Source organism: Staphylococcus lugdunensis (assembly GCF_001558775.1).
Lineage (GTDB): Bacteria > Bacillota > Bacilli > Staphylococcales > Staphylococcaceae > Staphylococcus > Staphylococcus lugdunensis.
In genome coordinates, this window is the sequence record NZ_CP014022.1 from 232,540 (window position 1) to 252,162 (window position 19,623).

Sequence of the window (19,623 nt, forward strand, 5' to 3'; positions counted from 1 at the left end):
AATACTTGTGCGTAATTGTTATGAATTTTTAATTATACTATCGACATTATATAAGTTTGTTATATAATTAAATATCGCTATTGAAAGCTTATATTATTTTCGGGAGGCCTTTTCATGTCTGATAACAAAGTAAAAATTAAAAAGCAAACAATTGATCCTACTTTAACTTTAGAAGATGTAAAAAAACAATTGCTTGAAAAAGGTAAAAAAGAAGGCCATTTGAGCCATGAAGAAATTGCAGAAAAAATGCAAAACTTCGATATGGACACCGATCAAATGGATGAATTTTTTGATCAATTGAATGATAATGACATTTCACTAGTAAACGAAAAAGATAGTTCAGATACCGATGAAAAACTTAATCCAAATGATTTAAGTGCACCTCCAGGCGTTAAAATAAATGATCCTGTCCGCATGTACTTAAAAGAAATTGGACGTGTTAACCTTCTTAATGCACAAGAAGAAATTGAATTAGCAAAACGTATTGAACAAGGCGATGAAATTGCTAAATCACGTTTAGCTGAAGCAAACTTAAGACTTGTGGTAAGCATAGCTAAAAGATATGTAGGACGAGGCATGTTATTCCTTGACTTAATTCAAGAAGGCAACATGGGACTAATTAAAGCTGTGGAGAAGTTTGACTTCAATAAAGGGTTTAAATTCTCAACTTATGCAACGTGGTGGATTAGACAAGCAATTACTCGTGCAATTGCTGACCAAGCACGTACAATTCGTATCCCAGTGCATATGGTAGAAACGATTAATAAATTAATCCGCGTTCAACGTCAATTACTTCAAGATTTAGGACGAGATCCTGCACCTGAAGAAATTGGTGAAGAAATGGACCTACCTCCTGAAAAAGTTCGAGAAATACTAAAAATTGCTCAAGAACCAGTGTCTTTAGAAACGCCAATCGGTGAAGAAGATGATAGTCATCTTGGTGATTTTATTGAAGACCAAGAAGCTCAAAGTCCTTCTGACCATGCAGCTTATGAATTGCTCAAGGAACAGCTCGAAGATGTGTTGGATACATTAACTGATAGAGAAGAAAATGTATTGCGCTTAAGATTCGGTTTAGACGATGGACGAACACGCACTTTAGAAGAAGTTGGTAAAGTATTTGGTGTAACAAGAGAACGTATTCGTCAAATAGAGGCAAAAGCTTTGAGAAAACTTAGACATCCAAGTCGAAGCAAACGCTTAAAAGACTTTATGGACTAAATCATATCGCTTTATTCGGCTGAGACAATATAAGATGTCTCAGCCTCTTTTACATAAAGGAGAAATCAATGATATCACTAAATAAAAGATTGCAAACTGTTAGCAAATATATTCAACCAGGCGTTTTGGCTGACATTGGTTCAGATCATGCTTATTTACCCATCTATGCAGTTCAACATCATTTATGTAATAACGCAATAGCAGGAGAAGTTATCGAAGGACCGTTTAAGGCAGCTAAACAAAATGTCCATGCACATCACTTAACACAACAAATAGATGTTCGATTAGGCGACGGCTTAGCAGTTATTTATGATAATGACGTAATTGATTCAATATCAATTTGTGGCATGGGTGGACCGCTCATTGCTAAAATATTAACTGAAGGCCAGGCAAAATTATCAAAACAAACACGACTTATCCTTCAAAGTAATATTCAAACTGAGACGTTGCGTAAAACGCTAGTAAATTTAAACTTTACTATTATTGCGGAAGAAATTTTGATAGAAAAAGGTCATATTTACGAAATTGTTGTCGCAAAGTATAGCGATGAGAAACCACAATATACTAAATACGAACTTAAATTTGGCCCCATCTTGTTGCGCAATAAAAATGATATTTTCTTTTCGAAGTGGCATCATGAACTTACTGCACTAAAACATATAAAAAAACAGTTAAATCCAACGACACATCAGGAGAGACTTCAAGAGGTCTCTCTTGAAATCGATTTGATTGAAGAGGTGTTAGCCAATGAAAATTGATGAATTAATGCAAATAATTGAAAAACATGTCCCTTTAAAAACTGCCGAATCATGGGATAATGTTGGCTTATTAATTGGTGACAAACATACAAAGATGACTGGAATTTTAACTGCGTTAGATTGCACAAATGAAGTGGTTGAAGAAGCATTAACAAAAGAAATCAACACTATTATATGTCATCATCCTTTAATCTTTAAAGGACTGACATCCATTACAGATGACGGTTATGGACGGTTGATACGTAAAATAATTCAACACGATATCCAAGTTATCGCGTTACACACTAATTTAGATCACTATTACAAAGGTGTCAACGCTATGCTAGCTACCAAATTAAAATTGCAAGATATTGAAATATTAGTGCCTCAAACTACAACATATTACAAAGTTCAAACATTTATTCCCGAAGAACATTTGGAACAATTTAAACGCCAAATTAGTAAAGCTGGATTAGCACAAGAAGGCAACTATGAATATTGTTTTTTTGAAAGTAAAGGTACTGGACAGTTTAAACCAGTAGGTGAAGCTAATCCTTTTATCGGTAAAATAGATCACATTGAATATGTGAATGAAGTTAAGCTTGAATTTATGATTCAATCACAACAACGTAAACTTGCAGAACATTTAATTCAACAGTATCATCCTTATGAAACACCAGTTTATGATTTTATTGAACTATCAAAAGAAGCTGATAGCGGTTTAGGAATGATTGGAAATTTAGCAACACCTCAAAATATTAAAGATTTTATTCAAGAAACAAAATCCACTCTAGCTATTCCGAGCTTGCGTTATGCTGGAAAACCTGATATAACAATTAGTCGAGTTGCAATCATTGGCGGCTCAGGTATCGGCTTTGAGCACGTAGCATTTCAAAGAGGAGCAGATATTTTTGTAACTGGAGATGTTAAACATCATGATGCGCTCGATGCAAAAACAGAAGGCATGAATATTTTAGATATCAACCATTATAGTGAATACGTCATGAAAGATGGTTTGAAACAGCTATTATCTGATTGGTTAACTGATCATGATGCTGATATAACAATATCATCTTCTTCTATCAATACTGATCCATTTCAATACTATTAATCATAGTAAAATAAACATAAATTAGGAGGCATTTTCATGTCCAAGCATCCATTTGAAACATTTAATTTAGAATCAACCATGCTAGATGCGATTAAAGATTTAAATTTTGAAAAGCCTACGGAAATACAAAATCGTATTATTCCTAAAATATTAAAAAGAACAAATTTAATCGGACAATCTCAAACTGGTACAGGTAAATCACACGCTTTTTTATTGCCACTCATGCATTTAATTGACATAGATCTTCAAGAGCCTCAAGTAATAGTGGTTGCACCAACCAGAGAACTAGCTCAACAACTTTATCAGGCTACTCAGCATTTGGCACAATTCAAATCAAACGTTAAGGTTTCATTGTTTATCGGGGGAACTGACATTGAAAAAGACAAACAACGTACGCATATACAACCACAATTCATCATTGGTACACCTACACGGATTAATGATTTAGCAATGAGTGGTCATTTACATGTTCATTTAGCTTCGTACTTAATTATCGATGAAGCAGATTTAATGATTGATTTAGGATTAATAGATCAAGTAGATCAAATTGCAGCGCGTCTAAATGATACGTCAAATATTGCAGTCTTTAGCGCAACTATACCTAAATCACTGCATCCATTTTTAAACAAATATCTAAATCAACCAGAGTTCATAGTTGTCGATAATCAATCTCAAAATAAGAAAAATATCGAATTCTATCTTATTCCAACAAAAGGTACAGCTAAAGTTGAAAAAACATTACAATTAATTGATATTTTAAATCCTTATTTATGTATTATTTTCTGCAATAGTCGTGAAAATGCTAATGAATTAGCAGACTCTCTAAATGCATCTGGCATCAAAGTCGGCATGATACATGGAGGTTTAACACCGCGTGAACGTAAACAGCAAATGAAACGCATTCGCAATTTAGACTTCCAATTTGTTATTGCAAGTGATTTAGCTTCTCGTGGAATCGATATTGAAGGTGTGAGCCATGTTATCAATTTTGATGTACCAAATGATATCGATTTCTTCACACATCGAGTTGGAAGAACAGGACGAGGTAATTATAGAGGCGTAGCTATTACACTATATAGTCCTGATGATGAACATAATATTTCATTAATTGAGGACAAAGGTTATCAATTTGAAACGGTCGATATCAAAAACAATGAATTACAACCAGTGAAATCATTCAATACACGGAAAAAGCGCGAACGTAAAGACGACCACTTAACTAATGAAGTAAAGCAAAAAGTACGTAGTAAATCTAAAAATAAAGTGAAGCCTGGCTATAAAAAGAAATTTAAACAACAGGTTGAACAAATGAAGCGTCAAGAAAGAAAACAATATAGCAAACGACAAAATAGACAGAATAGAAAAAACAAAAAAGGTTAGGTGATAGTTATGCTATTAGGATCTCATGTGTCAATGAGTGGTAAAAAAATGTTACAAGGTGCTGCTGAGGATGCGCATAGTTATGGAGAATCAACATTCATGATTTATACCGGTGCGCCACAAAATACACGTAGAAAAAAGATAGAAGATTTAAATATCGCAAAAGGTCATGAAGCAATGAAATCCTATGGCCTATCAAATATTGTAGTACATGCGCCTTACATTATTAATATCGCTAATACTACAAAACCAGAAGTTTTCGAATTAGGCGTCAATTTTTTACAAAATGAAATTGAACGTACTCAAGCGATAGGAGCTAAAGATATCGTCTTACACCCTGGTTCACATGTTGGTGCTGGTGCAGATGCCGGTATTAAACGTATTATTGAAGGTTTGAATGAAGTACTAACGAATGATAATGTCGTTCGTATCGCACTTGAAACAATGGCAGGAAAAGGCTCTGAAGTTGGACGCTCTTTTGAAGAGATTGCACGCATTATTGATGGTGTAAACAACAATGAACGTTTATCTATTTGTTTTGATACATGTCATACTCATGATGCTGGATATAATGTTAAAGAAGATTTTGACGGTGTTTTAAATGAATTTGACAAAATAATTGGTGTTGATCGCATCAAGGTTGTTCACGTCAATGATAGTAAAAATGAACGTGGTGCACATAAGGATCGTCATGAAAATATTGGATTTGGATACATTGGCTTTGATGCATTAAATTATATTGTCCATCATGATGCTTTTAAAGATATACCTAAAATTCTTGAAACACCTTTTGTAGGTGAAGATAAGAAAAATAAAAAAGCACCTTACAAGCTTGAAATTGAGATGCTAAAAGCACAACAATTTGATCCACAACTCAAAGATAAATTGCTAACGCAATAACTATTTAAAAACTGAGATTTTGATAAAGTCTCAGTTTTTGCAATTCTATCGTAAAGGTTACTATTTACAAATTTTATAAATATATGTATAGTAAATTGCGGGGTGAAAAGATGTCAACACCAGTATTTGAATTGAGAAATATTAATTATTATTTTGATCATAAGCAAGTTCTTGAAAATATTAATATTAAAATAAATAAAGGTGACTTTTTAGCAATTGTCGGTCCAAATGGTGCCGGGAAGTCAACGTTGTTAAAGATTATCCTCGGATTATTGCCGTTGCAAACTGGCGACATTTATGTAGATGGACAACAATATAAAAAGAAAAAGTCATCATTAAAAATAAGCTATGTATCACAAAAAGCAATTGCTTTTAATGCAGGATTTCCTGCAAGTGTAAGAGAAGTCGTTATGAGTGGCTTAACGAAAACAAAGCGACTTTTTCAACACTTTAATAAAAACGATTATCAACAAGTAGAACATGTCTTAAACAAATTGAATATTAGTCATTTAATGCATAAAAATATTGCCAAACTTTCTGGCGGTCAACAACAACGCGTCCTTATTGCACGTGCACTAATATCTAACCCTAGTGTACTTGTATTGGATGAGCCCACTAATGGCATTGATGCTAAACATGTTAGTGAATTTTATGAAACATTAGAAACATTAAAGAGAGAAGGCATCACTATCATTTTAGTTACACATGATATAGGTGTTGTAGCAGATACTGCAACAACAGTGGCTTGTTTAAATAAACATCTTCATTTTCATGGTACAACAGAAGCGTTTAAATCTTTGGATGAAGTCGAAATTTCTAAAATTTATGGTCACCCAATACAATTTGTTGACCATCAACATAACCGACAATGTTGTCAAAAATCATAATACTAATATCACTAGGAGTCAGATTATGTTATTAAATGTATATCGTTATCACACAAGTTTGATTAGAGGTGTTTACTTTTGATCGATGCATTATTAAACTTTGATTTTATGAGATACTCATTGATTAGCGGACTTTTAATAGGTTTTATTGCCCCATTGATCGGCGCATTTATTGTGGTTCGTAGATTATCCCTTATTGCTGATGCTTTAAGTCATGTCACTTTAGGCGGAATATCTTTTGGCATGTTTATACTAACCGTTTTTCCTGCGCTCATTATCATAAATCCTATGTGGTTTGGCATACTTTTTGCAATCATAGGTGCCTTACTTATTGAAAAATTACGTACTTCTTATACAAATTATCAAGAAATAGCTATCCCAATAATTATGAGTGCAGGTATCGCTTTAAGTGCCATATTTATATCTTTGGCAGATGGTTTTAATCAAGAAATAGTTGGATTACTCTTTGGGTCGATTAGCGCAGTAAGTTTAAGTGATTTAGTGACAATTATTATTATTACTATAATTGTATTCAGCTTTGTCATGCTATTTTACAAAGAAATGTTTATCCTATCATTTGATGAAGAATATGCTACCGTTATCGGCATTCCAAAATGGATACAATTCTTATTTATTATTATTGTGGCTATGGTAATCTCAGCATCCATGCGCGTAGTTGGTATTTTATTAGTAAGTGCATTAATCACTTTGCCTATTGCAATTTCTATGAGAATTACAAATGGCTTTAAACAACTTATCATCAGTAGTATTATACTAGGGGAATTGTCAGTTGTATTAGGTTTAGTATTAGCATTTTATATGAACATTTCTCCTGGCGGTGTTATCGTTGCTTTATTAGTGATAATGCTAGGATTAGCTATGCTACTACAAAAAGTAAATTTTAAAAAGGGTGTTTAATTATGAATACAAATGATGCTATTAAAATCCTTAAAGATAATGGTTTAAAATATACAGATAAGAGAAAACACATGCTTGATATTTTTGTTGAAAAAGATAAATATATTAACGCAAAGCATATCCAACAACAATTAGATCAACATTATCCTGGAATTTCTTTTGATACTGTCTATAGAAACTTACATTTATTTAAAGATTTAGGAATCATTGAAAGTACAGAACTAGACGGAGAAATGAAATTTAGAATTGCATGTACAAATCACCACCATCACCATTTTATTTGTGAACAATGTGGTGATACTAAAATCATTGAATATTGCCCAATTGATGAAGTTAAACAATTTTTACCAAACGTTGATATCCACACGCATAAACTTGAAATATATGGTACATGTGAGTCTTGTCAACATAAATCACATTAACTTTTCATCAATCATATTTATACCAATAAATGTTTAAATATAGGTCAATAGTCTGAATTTCCTTCCATTTAAGTATTTATATTAGTTTTATGTTTAAAATAATTTCAAATGCGCTATAGTATTATAGTAAGAATAATAATATAGTATATGGATAAGCAAATATTTTGTTGTATCCCAGATTACTTGTTATTATGAGTTAGAACATATTTAGGAGGATGATTAATAATGGCTTTTGAATTACCAAAATTACCATATGAAGCAGATGCATTAGAACCACATATTGATAAAGAAACAATGGAAATCCATCATGATAAACATCATAATACGTATGTGACTAAATTAAATTCTGCAGTTGAAGGTACAGACTTAGAGTCTAAATCTATTGAGGAAATTATTGCCAATTTAGATAGCGTTCCTGAAAACATTCAAACAGCTGTACGTAATAATGGTGGTGGACACTTAAACCATTCACTATTCTGGGAATTTTTAACTCCTAATTCTGAAGAAAAAGGTACTGTAGTTGATAAAATTAAAGAACAATGGGGTTCTTTAGATGAATTCAAGAAAGAATTCGCTGACAAAGCTGCAGGTCGTTTTGGTTCAGGTTGGGCATGGTTAGTTGTAAATAACGGTAAATTAGAAATTGTTACAACGCCTAACCAAGACAACCCATTAACTGAAGGAAAAACACCTATCTTATGTATAGATGTATGGGAACACGCATACTACTTAAAATATCAAAATAAACGTCCTGATTATATTAGTGCATTTTGGAATGTGATAAATTGGGAAAAAGTTGACGAATTATATAATGAAGCTCAAAAATAATTAGTCACATATCACGGTCTCGCTATCGAGACCGTTATTTTTTTACCAAAATAATAGAAATATCTCGCGATTTCATATATCATTTGATAGTAGAGAAGTTGAATAGAGGTAGGTTATTTTGCTTAAAAGGTTAAAGGAAAAATCAAACGATGAAAAAATAAGAAATACAATGAATCACCGCATTAATTTTATATTCGGACTCATTGTCTTTATTTTTGTAATAATTGTACTCAGATTAGGATACTTGCAAATCGCACAAGGCTCACATTACAAACAAGAAATCAAAGATAACGAAAATATCACTGTAAATGAATCTGTACCACGGGGACGTATATTAGATCGAAACGGCAAAGTGCTTGTAGATAATGCTTCAAAAATGGCTATTACATATACGAGATCTAAGAAAACATCCCAACAAGAAATGTTAGACACGGCTAAAAAGTTAGCCAAATTAATTCATATGGATACAGATAAAATAACAACTAGAGACAAACAAGACTTTTGGATACAACTTCATCCGAAACAAGCCCAGCAAATGATGACAAAAGAACAAAACTTAATTGATGATGGTAGTATTACTCAAGATCAATACGATGAAGCACTTCATAATAAAATAAGTAAAAAGCAATTAAATTCATTCTCTAAAGATGATTTGCAAGTACTAGCAATCTATAGAGAAATGTCAGCTGGTTCAACTTTAGACCCACAAATGATTAAAAATAAAGATGTTTCAGAAAAAGAATATGCAGCCGTATCTCAACAGTTAAATAAATTACCTGGCATTAATACTACTATGGATTGGGATCGTAAATATCCTTATGGTGATAGCCTAAGAGGTATTTTTGGTAATGTTTCTACACCTGCTGAAGGTGTACCTAAAGAATTAACGGAACAATATCTTGCTAAAGGCTATTCTAGAAATGATCGTGTGGGCAAGTCATATTTGGAATATCAATATGAAGATGTGTTACGTGGTAAGAAAAAAGAAATGAAATATACGACCGATAAATCAGGACGTGTTATTAATTCTGAAGTAATCAATCCAGGTGCACGTGGTCATGATTTACAACTAACTATAGACATCGATTTACAGAAAAAAGCTGAGGAATTATTAGAAAAGCAAATTAATAAATTAAGAAGTCAGGGTGCAAAAGATATGGATAACGCTATGATTGTTGTTCAAAACCCTAAAAACGGTGATATCTTAGCAATGGCTGGTAAACAAATTGATAAAAATGGTAAGCTAACTGACTATGACATTGGTAACTTCACAGCACAGTTTGCAGTTGGGTCATCAGTGAAGGGTGGCACACTACTTGCTGGATATCAAAATAACGCCATAAAAGTTGGTGAAGAAATGGTAGACGAACCACTACATTTCAGAGGCGGACTCACTAAACGCTCTTATTTTAATAAAAATAATCGTATTACAATCAATGACAAAGAAGCCTTAATGCATTCATCGAACGTATATATGTTTAAAACTGCATTAAAATTAGCTGGAGATCCATATTCATCTGGCATGACATTACCAACCGATATCTCAGCAGCGGGGCAAAAACTTCGTAAAGGCCTTAATCAAGTAGGCTTAGGAGTAAAAACTGGCATTGATTTACCAAACGAAACTGCAGGTCAAACGGCACCATTGACAAATAATCCTGGTAATTATTTAGACTTAGCGATAGGACAATACGATACCTATACGCCAATACAATTGTCGCAATATGTGTCTACAATTGCTAATAACGGATATCGCATACAACCTCATATCGGTCTTGCAATACATGATTCTACAAATACCGATGAGTTAGGACCACTTAAGAAAAAAATTAAGGGTAACGTATTAAATAGAGTCAATAATACACAAGATCAACTTGATGAAGTTAAAGCAGGCTTTAAAATGGCCTTTAATAAACAAGACGGTACTGGATATGCAAGTTTCCATAAAACCACTGTGCCTTCTGCAGGAAAAACAGGTACAGCTGAAGTCTTCCAAAATGGCGAATCACGTGTTAATTCAACATATATTGGATATGCACCGATAGATAATCCACAATTAGCATTTTCTATCGTTTATACAAATCAACCGGTGCCACCACCATGGTTAAACGGTGGCGATTTAGGAAGAGATATTATTAATTACTATTTTAAAGATCATGCCGATAAAAAGGATAACGATGGTAATAATGAAACAGATTAACATCAAAATGTATATAGGTTTAAGCTAACAATAATAGCCGTCTAATACATCAACAATCCACTTAAGACTTAATATTCATTGCAGAAGTATAGGTGTTCATTTAGCAGCTATTAACACAGCTAATTAAAAATAGTACTTTTCAATTAAGTATGATAGTGGTATGATTAATAAGTCGTATTTAGATAAGGTAAGGAGGTATAATCATGCGCGTAAACGTTACATTAGCTTGTACAGAATGTGGTGACAGAAACTACATCTCAACTAAAAACAAAAGAAATAATCCTGAACGTGTTGAAATGAAAAAATATTGTTCACGTGATAATAAACATACTTTACACCGTGAAACTAAATAATTTGGTAATGGTTTGACAAGCTAGGACATTATTCCTAGATAAATTAGCCAGTAAGTGAGTTTTGTAAATTCATTTACTGGCTTTTTTATTGGCTTTGAATAGAAATCATACAGATAAAAAGATTTAGGTGTTGCAATTTTAATCCGTTTTATTTATGTTCAAACCGTTTTAATTATTACAAATTATCGTTTTGTATAAATGACAATATATTTTATAAACGTTATAATAAGTGGATAAGAGGGTGATAGATTGACTAAAAAACAAATTCGTCAAAATATGATTTCAAAGATGAAATCTTTTGATGCTTCTTCTAAAAAAACTGCAGACCTATGGCTAAAGGGTCAATTATTCCAGCAAGAAGTATTTCAAAAAGCTCAAAAAATTTCTATCGTGCTTTCTATGCCCCATGAAGTGAATACATATGACATTATAGAAACGGCAATTAAAATGGGAAAACAAATATATGTCCCTCACACTGATTATAATGAAAATCATATGACATTTAAGCAATTATTATCATTAAATGATATAAGTAAAGATGCAAAAGGAATTAATTATTCTACTTCAAACACGGCTACAACCAATGAGTTAGATTTAATTATTGTCCCTGGTGTAGCCTTTAATAAAGACGGATATAGAATAGGCTACGGGGGCGGATATTATGACCGCTTTTTAAGTGAACATCCTTCTCATACGATTAGTTTAGTTTATGATTTCCAAATCGTGAACTTTGCAACTGATTATTATGATCAGGCTGTGGATCAATTAATTATTTATACAACATAGCGCTATGGAGGACGCCATGAAATTAGAAAAACTTTATTGGAAATCAAGTTATTACTGGATTAGATATTTAAACTATGACTATATATATCAAAATAGCGAACAGCATGAACTATGGTTATGCAATAGAAAAAAACAGTCTCTCATTATTATTAAAGATACCGTTAACTCATCACAAGAAATTAGATTTGATAAATCAAAGATTAAAGAAAACATCAATGATATTACGCTAAAATTTAACTTCCAACCAAAAACCTGTGATTTTTACTACTTTTCGGACAAACCTGTCCCCATTGAAGATTTACAAGAATTACAGCCATTAAAAATAAGTGTTAAAATAATAGCGTCTGAAGCTGATGCGCAACAATGTATACCGAATAAATTTTTACGTCGTCTTTTTAATAAAAAAGATAGTAAAACAACAGCTTATTACAAAAAAAGAGTGCTAAATCAAAATCCTTTAGACAAATATATGGCAAAATTTTCTCCTGCTACCTATAGTTTAATTACTATAAATATTGTAATTTGGCTTAGCATGATATTACTATTAAATCGCTTTTCAAATATAAAGCTCTTAGACATGGGTGGTTTAGTCCACTTTAACGTTGTTCATGGAGAATGGTATAGACTTATTACTTCGATGTTCTTACACTTTAATTTTGAACATATATTGATGAATATGCTATCGCTTTTTATATTTGGTAAAATTGTTGAAGCGATTATAGGCCCAATGAAAATGTTGATTTTATATATTATTTCTGGACTTTTCGGAAATTTTTTATCTTTGTCTTTTAATACTGATACTGTTTCAGCTGGTGCTAGTGGGGCAATTTTTGGGCTTATAGGTGCCATAATAGTAATGATGATAATAAGTAAAGTTTATTCTCGTAAGATGATTGGCCAATTATTGATTGCATTAGTTATACTAATTGGGTTTTCGCTGTTATTATCAAACGTTAATATCATGGCACACCTTGGTGGTTTTATATCTGGCTTATTACTAATCTATATAGGCTATTATTATAAAGCGAATCGGAATATTTTTTGGTTGCTCTTAATCGTATTTTTAATACTTTTCATTTTATTGCAGGTTAGAATATTCACGATTAAAGAAGATAATATTTACAATATTCTTATAGAAGATGAAATGAATCATTATAACTATAACGAAGCCGAAAAAATAGTTTCACAGACGTTGGATAATCATTATGATGATGCTAAAACATACTATTTAAAGGGGTTAATTACAGCAGCTACCAAATCTAAAGCTGAGAGCATCGCTGAGTGGGAAAGGGGATTGCGCAATTATCCTAATTCAGGATTATTAAATTATGAATTAGCTATCGCAAATCGATCACTTAGTGACAATAAAAAAGCTGAAAAATATATTAATCATGCTTTAAAGGTAGAACCCAACAATGCGGATTATTTAAATTTAAAAAAAGAGTTGAAAATAGTCAATGAAGACAAAAATTAATAGTTTTTATGATGTTCAACAATTACTTAAAGAATTTGGCTATATTATTTATTTTAAAAATCCAAAAGATACGTGTGAAATGATGGCACAAGAGATTAGAAGCTTATTTGATTATCAGCTTATTTCAAAAGATACTTATTTAAAAAGTTTATTGATTATTAACCAAAGAAGGAATGAACACAAATGAAGAACATAATTTTAGCAGCAGATATTGGTGGCACAACTTGTAAACTAGGCATCTTTGATGAACAATTGAATCAATTAAAAAAATGGTCGATTCATACAGATACTTCTGATCCATCAGGTGTGACATTATTAACACAAATTAAACAATCATTTGAAAAACAACTACCACAACAAAATTACACAATGGACAATGTAATAGGCCTTGGGATAGGAGTTCCTGGTCCTGTTGATTTTGAAAGTGGTGTTGTATATGGTGCTGTTAATCTACATTGGCCAAACCATGTAAATGTAAGAGAAATTTTTTCCAAAATGCTTGATTGTCCAATTTATGTAGATAATGATGCTAATGTTGCAGCACTTGGCGAAAAACATAAAGGTGCCGGCAAAGGTGCCGATGATGTTGTAGCTATTACACTTGGTACTGGACTTGGCGGAGGCGTAATCTCTAACGGAAAATTAGTTCATGGACACAATGGTTCAGGTGCGGAATTAGGACACATTCGAACAGATTTTGATCAAAGATTTGATTGTAATTGTGGACATGCTGGTTGTATTGAAACTGTTGCTTCAGCTACTGGTGTGGTTAATTTAATTAACTTTTATTATCCAAAATTAACATTTAAATCATCAATTTTACCTTTAATTAAAGAAAATAAAGTTACTGCAAAAGCAGTTTTTGATGCAGCAAAAGCTGGTGATCAATTCTGTATTTTTATCACTGAAAAGGTTGCTAATCATATTGGCTATTTATGTAGTATCATTAGTGTAACTAGTAACCCTAAATATATTGTGCTAGGTGGTGGTATGTCTACAGCAGGTGCAATATTAATAGAAAACATCAAAACTGATTTTCATCATTATGCGTTCAAACCGGCTCAGCACAATACAGAGATTGTTCAAGCTAAACTAGGTAATGATGCTGGTATTACAGGCGCTGCCGGTTTAATTAAAACTTATATTATTGAAAAGGATGGTGTTAAATAATGGCTATTGTAGATGTAGTTGTTATTCCAGTAGGTACAGAAGGACCAAGTGTAAGTAAATATATTGCAGAAATACAAACAAAATTAAAAGAGTTTAAAGACCAAGGGAAAATTGATTATCAATTAACACCTATGAATACTTTAATAGAAGGCGATTTAAAAGATTTATTTGAAGTAGTACAAGCCATACACGAATTACCATTTGATAAAGGATTAGACCGAGTTTGTACGAATTTACGTATAGATGATCGAAGAGATAAAAAACGTAAAATGAATGATAAACTAAAATCTGTCCAAAAACATTTGGACAACAAAGGTGAATAAATTATGAGAATTTCAAAACTAACGTTAGGTTTAGTTGATACCAATACTTATTTTGTTGAAAATGATCATTCCGTTATTTTATTTGATCCTGCAGGTGAAGTAGATAAAATCTTTAAAAAATTAAATCAAATTAACAAACCATTACAAGCTGTTTTATTAACACATGCGCATTTTGATCATATAGGCGCACTTGATGAAGTATTAGCAAAATATCCAGTTCCCCTATATATGAATGATGAAGAATTCAGCTTTCTGACTACACCAGAAAAGAACGGCTCTGAAAAATTCCAACAATATGGTATGCCAATAGTTGTTAGCACAGCTAAACCTAAGCCGCTTCAAGAAGGCCATGCAAATATTCAAGGCTTTGAGTTTGATGTCTTGCATACACCAGGACATTCTCCAGGTAGTTTATCTTATGTCTTTAATGACTTTGCAATAGTTGGTGATACACTATTTAATAATGGCATAGGACGAACAGATTTATATCGTGGTGATTACGAAACATTAGTTGACTCTATCAAAGATAAACTCTTTGAATTAGATGGCGATTTACCTTTGTTCCCTGGACACGGAGATTATACGACAGTTGATGATGAACAATTAAATCCCTATTTAAATGGTTAAAGTAAAAATAACACCTCCTACGTTTATATATGTAGGAGGTGCTTTTATGAAAATATTATTTAAGGAAATTGTTAACAAAGCGATACAACAGAATGCAAGTGATATTCACTTTATTCCAAGTCAAACTACTGTCATCATTAAATTTCGTGTTAATGACCAACTTGTATATTATGAAGAATTAAATTTAAGCATCTATACTAAACTGTTAACGTTTATGAAATTTCAAGCTGGCTTAGATATATCAACACATCAAATCGCCCAAAGTGGAAGATATACCTATCAATATAAGCAACAATATTACTTAAGAATCTCAACTTTACCACTATCATTAGGTACAGAAAGTTGCGTCATTCGTATCGTACCACAATACTTTCAACAACATAAAACGTGTTACCAATTTAATGATTTCAAACAGTTTATGAATAAAAAGCAAGGATTGTTATTATTTAGTGGTCCAACTGGATCTGGTAAAAGTACACTGATGTATCAAATGGTTTTATATGCACAACAAGAGCTTAATTTAAATGTTATTACAATTGAAGATCCAGTTGAACAATTGATATCAGGCATTACACAAGTATCTGTAAATGATAAAGCAGGCATTAATTATGTATCAACATTTAAAGCTATTCTGCGCTGTGATCCTGATGTTATCTTAATTGGCGAAATTAGAAATGCCAGTATCGCAAAATGTGTTATTCAGGCAAGTTTAAGTGGCCATTTAGTATTATCTACAATTCACGCAAACAACTGCAAAGGAACTTTATTAAGATTATTAGAAATGGGAATTTCAGTTCAAGAAATATGTCAATCAATTAATTTAATCTCTAATCAAAGACTCATTACCACCCTAAATCAACAACGAGCATTGGTTTGCGAAATGATGATAAATCATCAAATAGAATACTTTTTTGAACATAATCATACCTTGCCTAAATCATTTCATCATTTATCACAGTTAATTGGTAACATGTCAAAAGAAGGGGTCATTTGTGAAGAAACTGCTAATAAATATACTTAATTATCATCGCAAGCCTTTAACTCACAAACAACAAGCAGAGTTGTTATTAAGCTTGTGTAATCTGTTAGACAATGGTTTTACATTACTTGAAAGCTTTAAATTCCTTAATTTTTATTATCTTTCTAAAAATGTACAGTTAGCATCACAAGTAATAAGCACTATAAAAAGCGGAGGTAATTGCTACGAAGTTTTAAAATTATTAACATTTTCTCCAGGTATTCTTTCACAAATTTATTTTGCAGAACAGTATGGTGAATTTACTAATTCATTAAGACAAACAGCTCAATATATGCAACGACATATCAAAGCAAAAGAACGGTTTATTAAAACCATACAATATCCAATCGTTTTAATTATTGTTTTTCTTGGCATACTGACAACTTTAAAATTAACTGTCTTACCTCAATTTACACAACTTTATGACACTATGAATGTTCCTGTATCACGAGGACAACATCTCCTTACAATACTTATCAGCTACCTACCTAATATTATTTTACTATTCTCAACTTTATTAATGATTTCTGTACTCATAATAAAATACTTTTTAAAACGTATCGATGTATATAAGCAAATACAATTTATAACTCATATACCTATTGCTAACAACTATTATAAATTGCTAATGACATATAAATTAGCTAACGAACTAGCATTGTTTTATAAGAATGGTATATCACTGCAAAAAATAGTATCTATATATACTGAGCAGAACAATGATATGTTTTTAAATTACCTTGGACAGCGATTATTAGAAAAATCTAATCAAGGTCAATCATTATCACAAATTCTCAAAGATGAAGCTTGTTTTCAAAATGATTTAATTAAATTTTTAGAACAAGGAGAAAAGAGTGGCAAATTAGATATGGAATTGCACTTTTATAGTCAAATCCTTATTCAGCAATTTGAAGAAAGAGTCAATAAACATTTAAAATTTATTCAGCCTTTCATCTTTATTATTTTAGGTTGCTTTATCATCACTATTTATCTAGTCATCATGTTACCAATGTTCAATTTGATTCAAACAATTAAATAATAAAGGAGCTAATTATGAAATTTTCTTTTTATAAAAAATGCAAAGCGTTTACACTAATAGAAATGTTATTAGTATTACTAATTATTAGTGTCTTGCTTATCTTAATTATTCCAAACATTGCCAAACAAACAGCACATGTACAATCAACAGGTTGTGAAGCACAAGTAAAGATGGTCAATAGCCAAATAGAAGCCTATACTCTAAAGCATAATGGATCTCCAAAAAGCATTGATGATTTAATTTCTGAGGGTTTTATTAAAGATGGTCAAAAGAATTGCAAATCTGGGGAAACCATCAGCATATCAAATGGTGAGGCAGTTGCAAATTAACAAAGCTAAAGCATTCACTTTAATTGAAACAATGCTTGCCTTATTTATCATACAACTTCTTCTTTTCATCTCAATAAGCTATCTTTCAACTTATCATTACATTCAATCTGCTCACAATAATAATGTAACATTACTAATCAATCAATTTGACTTTTATAAATCTAAAGCACTTCGGAATCATCAATCCATTACTTTATTATTTTCAAAAAACAGTAATCAAATAAAAGTGATTGAACAACATGGTCAAAAGTATCATTTTAGTATCTCTAATGGTTATATTTACCGTATATCTAATATTTCACTTCTAACTTTCAATGCCCAAGGAGAAATCAACCAATTTGGTTCTCTTTATATAAAATATCCAACTGCAACTTATAGAATAATTTTTAATATCGACCAAGGGAGAATACGTTATGAAAAAATATAGACTTCAAGGTGTACTACTTATTGATAGTCTATTCGGACTGTTAATCGTTGTTTTAATATATACGACGATAATCAGTTCATTTCAACAATTAAATAATAATTATCAAGAGGAGTTATATCATTTGGATAATTTAAACGTCATGCTAAACGCAGTTAAGCACTACAAATTTCAAGAATTAGCTAAAGGAGTTACTGTTGATGAGTATTATATTCATTTAAACTCATCATCAATTTGTGGTTTAAATGCACAGACACATATTAAAACATGTATTAAAATTTAGGATCGCTTCATTTACGTTAATTGAGATGCTATTAACCCTTTTTATAACCTTCACCCTCTGTATGTTGCTTCCTCTCTTTATTCATAATGCAAATTACTATTTTCATCAAGCAACGAATGCTTTTGATGTTGAATATGAATTATTTGCTATATCATTACACCAAAATAAAGTTTTTCAGCATGCTACTTTTGAAGTCAAAACTCCTCAGAAGATACTGATAAAAAAGAATCATGAATTACTATGGCTCAAATATCAATCTCATAAAATAATTTTAGAATATCCACACAAAGGTAATATTATTTTATTAAACGATGTACAGTCAGCGTCCTTTACTATTGTGAACCATCAATTTATTAAAATTCATTTGCAAAGTGGAGGTGTCATGAATACTTATGAAAAAAACTTATACCTATCACAATAAAGCTTTTATAAGTATCGCGCTTCTTGTAATTTTTACAATTTATCTATCACTTTTATTTTTATATACGGTACAATATACAGTAAAGCTTAAGACTTTAAATAATTTAGAAATGTATTACAATAATCAGATTATTGAGACGTTCAAAAAAGGAAGATGACATTGTTTAATTTTACAAAACCAATTATTTTTATTGGATTTATGGGTACTGGAAAATCAACGTTAGCACAATTTATGGCTCAAAAGCTCACTCTATCTTTTGTTGACTTAGATCAATTCATTGAAATAAACGAGCAGCAATCAATACCTGAAATATTTGCAACACGTGGCGAACAACATTTTCGTGAGTTAGAATATCATTACTTAAAAGAAGCGTTACAGCAATTTGATATTATTGCAACAGGTGGGGGAATTATTGAAAATGATGCTTCCTTTCATTATCTAAAAACGCAACAAAATGTGATATGGTTAGATTGCGACATCGATATAATTTATCAAAGAATTGTTAACGATTCACATCGACCTAATGCTAAAAGCAAAACCAAATCCCAATTAAAAAGCTTGTATTTAACAAGGGTTTCAAGATATAATGAAATCGCATTCATAAAAGTGAATAGTAGTTTTTCTATTCAACAACTTTATGAAGAGATTATCAATAGCATAAATCGCGATTGATCAGTATTAGAGAGCATAAAGTAGTTAAACTACTTTGTCGCCGAAGGTGCAAGTTGTATAAACGAAACTCTCAGGCAAAAGGATAATACTGTAACGCATC

At 31.5% G+C, this 19,623-nt stretch carries 24 protein-coding genes and 1 riboswitch; all 24 genes read left to right on the forward strand.

Annotated elements, in window-relative coordinates; all coding sequences use genetic code 11:
* Positions 1–114: 114 nt before the first annotated feature.
* The 24 genes from rpoD to AL499_RS01245 all read left to right on the forward strand — a co-directional run bounded on the left by rpoD (position 115) and on the right by AL499_RS01245 (position 19,523).
* The gene (gene rpoD, locus AL499_RS01125) at positions 115–1,221 is read left to right on the forward strand and encodes an RNA polymerase sigma factor RpoD (protein WP_002458998.1); all 1,107 of its coding nucleotides are present in this window, start codon (positions 115–117) and stop codon (positions 1,219–1,221) included.
* Positions 1,222–1,289: 68 nt separating this feature from the next.
* Positions 1,290–1,979 (forward strand): tRNA (adenine(22)-N(1))-methyltransferase, encoded by a 690-nt coding sequence (locus tag AL499_RS01130; RefSeq protein ID WP_037540768.1) that lies wholly within the window; start codon positions 1,290–1,292, stop codon positions 1,977–1,979.
* Positions 1,969–3,069 carry a Nif3-like dinuclear metal center hexameric protein gene (locus AL499_RS01135; RefSeq protein WP_002491917.1) on the forward strand — a complete coding sequence of 367 codons (1,101 nt, stop codon included), beginning with the start codon at positions 1,969–1,971 and terminating at the stop codon, positions 3,067–3,069. The genes AL499_RS01130 and AL499_RS01135 overlap by 11 nt, the downstream gene beginning before the upstream one ends.
* Before the next feature lie 36 nt (positions 3,070–3,105).
* Positions 3,106–4,449 carry a DEAD/DEAH box helicase gene (locus AL499_RS01140; RefSeq protein WP_002459001.1) on the forward strand — a complete coding sequence of 448 codons (1,344 nt, stop codon included), beginning with the start codon at positions 3,106–3,108 and terminating at the stop codon, positions 4,447–4,449.
* Positions 4,450–4,458: 9 nt separating this feature from the next.
* Complete coding sequence (locus tag AL499_RS01145; protein ID WP_002491914.1) at positions 4,459–5,349, forward strand: deoxyribonuclease IV; 891 nt, start codon at positions 4,459–4,461, stop codon at positions 5,347–5,349.
* A gap of 95 nt (positions 5,350–5,444) precedes the next feature.
* Positions 5,445–6,236, forward strand: a complete 792-nt coding sequence (locus tag AL499_RS01150) for a metal ABC transporter ATP-binding protein (protein WP_172412353.1) — start codon at positions 5,445–5,447, stop codon at positions 6,234–6,236.
* Between the two features lie 78 nt (positions 6,237–6,314).
* Complete coding sequence (locus AL499_RS01155; RefSeq protein WP_002491919.1) at positions 6,315–7,154, forward strand: metal ABC transporter permease; 840 nt, start codon at positions 6,315–6,317, stop codon at positions 7,152–7,154.
* A gap of 2 nt (positions 7,155–7,156) precedes the next feature.
* Positions 7,157–7,576 (forward strand): Fur family transcriptional regulator, encoded by a 420-nt coding sequence (locus tag AL499_RS01160; protein ID WP_002459005.1) that lies wholly within the window; start codon positions 7,157–7,159, stop codon positions 7,574–7,576.
* A gap of 225 nt (positions 7,577–7,801) precedes the next feature.
* Positions 7,802–8,404 carry a superoxide dismutase gene (locus tag AL499_RS01165; RefSeq protein WP_002459006.1) on the forward strand — a complete coding sequence of 201 codons (603 nt, stop codon included), beginning with the start codon at positions 7,802–7,804 and terminating at the stop codon, positions 8,402–8,404.
* 118 nt (positions 8,405–8,522) lie between these two features.
* A complete protein-coding gene (locus AL499_RS01170; RefSeq protein ID WP_002459007.1) occupies positions 8,523–10,604 on the forward strand; it encodes a peptidoglycan D,D-transpeptidase FtsI family protein in 2,082 nt (693 codons plus the stop codon).
* Between the two features lie 203 nt (positions 10,605–10,807).
* Positions 10,808–10,957, forward strand: a complete 150-nt coding sequence (gene rpmG / locus AL499_RS01175; RefSeq protein ID WP_001830957.1) for a 50S ribosomal protein L33 — start codon at positions 10,808–10,810, stop codon at positions 10,955–10,957.
* A gap of 249 nt (positions 10,958–11,206) precedes the next feature.
* Positions 11,207–11,743, forward strand: coding sequence for a 5-formyltetrahydrofolate cyclo-ligase (locus AL499_RS01180; RefSeq protein ID WP_002459008.1), 537 nt, complete (start codon positions 11,207–11,209; stop codon positions 11,741–11,743).
* A gap of 16 nt (positions 11,744–11,759) precedes the next feature.
* Positions 11,760–13,217, forward strand: a complete 1,458-nt coding sequence (locus AL499_RS01185; protein ID WP_002491909.1) for a rhomboid family protein — start codon at positions 11,760–11,762, stop codon at positions 13,215–13,217.
* Positions 13,201–13,404, forward strand: a complete 204-nt coding sequence (locus AL499_RS01190) for a YqgQ family protein (protein ID WP_002459010.1) — start codon at positions 13,201–13,203, stop codon at positions 13,402–13,404. The genes AL499_RS01185 and AL499_RS01190 overlap by 17 nt, the downstream gene beginning before the upstream one ends.
* Positions 13,401–14,387, forward strand: a complete 987-nt coding sequence (locus AL499_RS01195; RefSeq protein WP_002491907.1) for an ROK family glucokinase — start codon at positions 13,401–13,403, stop codon at positions 14,385–14,387. Before AL499_RS01190 ends, AL499_RS01195 begins: the two co-directional genes overlap by 4 nt.
* Positions 14,387–14,710, forward strand: a complete 324-nt coding sequence (locus AL499_RS01200; RefSeq protein WP_002459012.1) for an MTH1187 family thiamine-binding protein — start codon at positions 14,387–14,389, stop codon at positions 14,708–14,710. Before AL499_RS01195 ends, AL499_RS01200 begins: the two co-directional genes overlap by 1 nt.
* A 3-nt stretch (positions 14,711–14,713) precedes the next feature.
* Entirely contained in the window at positions 14,714–15,337 is a 624-nt protein-coding gene (locus AL499_RS01205; protein ID WP_002459013.1) for an MBL fold metallo-hydrolase, read from the forward strand.
* Between the two features lie 46 nt (positions 15,338–15,383).
* Positions 15,384–16,358, forward strand: a complete 975-nt coding sequence (comGA, locus tag AL499_RS01210) for a competence type IV pilus ATPase ComGA (RefSeq protein ID WP_002491905.1) — start codon at positions 15,384–15,386, stop codon at positions 16,356–16,358.
* Positions 16,330–17,394 carry a competence type IV pilus assembly protein ComGB gene (gene comGB, locus AL499_RS01215; RefSeq protein ID WP_002478130.1) on the forward strand — a complete coding sequence of 355 codons (1,065 nt, stop codon included), beginning with the start codon at positions 16,330–16,332 and terminating at the stop codon, positions 17,392–17,394. The genes comGA and comGB overlap by 29 nt, the downstream gene beginning before the upstream one ends.
* A gap of 14 nt (positions 17,395–17,408) precedes the next feature.
* Positions 17,409–17,723 (forward strand): competence type IV pilus major pilin ComGC, encoded by a 315-nt coding sequence (gene comGC, locus AL499_RS01220; protein ID WP_002459016.1) that lies wholly within the window; start codon positions 17,409–17,411, stop codon positions 17,721–17,723.
* A complete protein-coding gene (gene comGD / locus AL499_RS01225; RefSeq protein ID WP_225306455.1) occupies positions 17,656–18,150 on the forward strand; it encodes a competence type IV pilus minor pilin ComGD in 495 nt (164 codons plus the stop codon). Before comGC ends, comGD begins: the two co-directional genes overlap by 68 nt.
* Positions 18,137–18,430: a hypothetical protein gene (locus AL499_RS01230; RefSeq protein ID WP_002459018.1), complete on the forward strand. Its 294-nt coding sequence runs from the start codon at positions 18,137–18,139 to the stop codon at positions 18,428–18,430. Before comGD ends, AL499_RS01230 begins: the two co-directional genes overlap by 14 nt.
* A 61-nt stretch (positions 18,431–18,491) precedes the next feature.
* Positions 18,492–18,851, forward strand: a complete 360-nt coding sequence (locus AL499_RS01235; protein WP_002459019.1) for a competence type IV pilus minor pilin ComGF — start codon at positions 18,492–18,494, stop codon at positions 18,849–18,851.
* A 153-nt stretch (positions 18,852–19,004) separates the two neighbouring features.
* Complete coding sequence (locus tag AL499_RS01245) at positions 19,005–19,523, forward strand: shikimate kinase (protein WP_002459021.1); 519 nt, start codon at positions 19,005–19,007, stop codon at positions 19,521–19,523.
* Positions 19,520–19,619: riboswitch (glycine riboswitch) on the forward strand. Its footprint overlaps the gene before it by 4 nt.
* Positions 19,620–19,623 lie beyond the last annotated feature (4 nt).

Bases quoted from the DNA above. Each gene is read 5' to 3' on its own strand.
- AL499_RS01190 (WP_002459010.1), top strand. From the start codon at position 13,201: ATGAAGACAAAAATTAATAGTTTTTATGATGTTCAACAATTACTTAAA.
- comGC (WP_002459016.1), top strand. From the start codon at position 17,409: ATGAAATTTTCTTTTTATAAAAAATGCAAAGCGTTTACACTAATAGAA.
- AL499_RS01235 (WP_002459019.1), top strand. From the start codon at position 18,492: ATGTTGCTTCCTCTCTTTATTCATAATGCAAATTACTATTTTCATCAA.
- AL499_RS01165 (WP_002459006.1), top strand. From the start codon at position 7,802: ATGGCTTTTGAATTACCAAAATTACCATATGAAGCAGATGCATTAGAA.
- AL499_RS01135 (WP_002491917.1), top strand. From the start codon at position 1,969: ATGAAAATTGATGAATTAATGCAAATAATTGAAAAACATGTCCCTTTA.
- comGA (WP_002491905.1), top strand. From the start codon at position 15,384: ATGAAAATATTATTTAAGGAAATTGTTAACAAAGCGATACAACAGAAT.
- AL499_RS01140 (WP_002459001.1), top strand. From the start codon at position 3,106: ATGTCCAAGCATCCATTTGAAACATTTAATTTAGAATCAACCATGCTA.
- rpmG (WP_001830957.1), top strand. From the start codon at position 10,808: ATGCGCGTAAACGTTACATTAGCTTGTACAGAATGTGGTGACAGAAAC.
- AL499_RS01230 (WP_002459018.1), top strand. From the start codon at position 18,137: ATGAAAAAATATAGACTTCAAGGTGTACTACTTATTGATAGTCTATTC.
- AL499_RS01195 (WP_002491907.1), top strand. From the start codon at position 13,401: ATGAAGAACATAATTTTAGCAGCAGATATTGGTGGCACAACTTGTAAA.
- rpoD (WP_002458998.1), top strand. From the start codon at position 115: ATGTCTGATAACAAAGTAAAAATTAAAAAGCAAACAATTGATCCTACT.
- comGD (WP_225306455.1), top strand. From the start codon at position 17,656: ATGGTCAAAAGAATTGCAAATCTGGGGAAACCATCAGCATATCAAATG.
- AL499_RS01160 (WP_002459005.1), top strand. From the start codon at position 7,157: ATGAATACAAATGATGCTATTAAAATCCTTAAAGATAATGGTTTAAAA.
- AL499_RS01205 (WP_002459013.1), top strand. From the start codon at position 14,714: ATGAGAATTTCAAAACTAACGTTAGGTTTAGTTGATACCAATACTTAT.
- AL499_RS01145 (WP_002491914.1), top strand. From the start codon at position 4,459: ATGCTATTAGGATCTCATGTGTCAATGAGTGGTAAAAAAATGTTACAA.
- AL499_RS01130 (WP_037540768.1), top strand. From the start codon at position 1,290: ATGATATCACTAAATAAAAGATTGCAAACTGTTAGCAAATATATTCAA.
- AL499_RS01185 (WP_002491909.1), top strand. From the start codon at position 11,760: ATGAAATTAGAAAAACTTTATTGGAAATCAAGTTATTACTGGATTAGA.
- AL499_RS01245 (WP_002459021.1), top strand. From the start codon at position 19,005: ATGACATTGTTTAATTTTACAAAACCAATTATTTTTATTGGATTTATG.
- AL499_RS01200 (WP_002459012.1), top strand. From the start codon at position 14,387: ATGGCTATTGTAGATGTAGTTGTTATTCCAGTAGGTACAGAAGGACCA.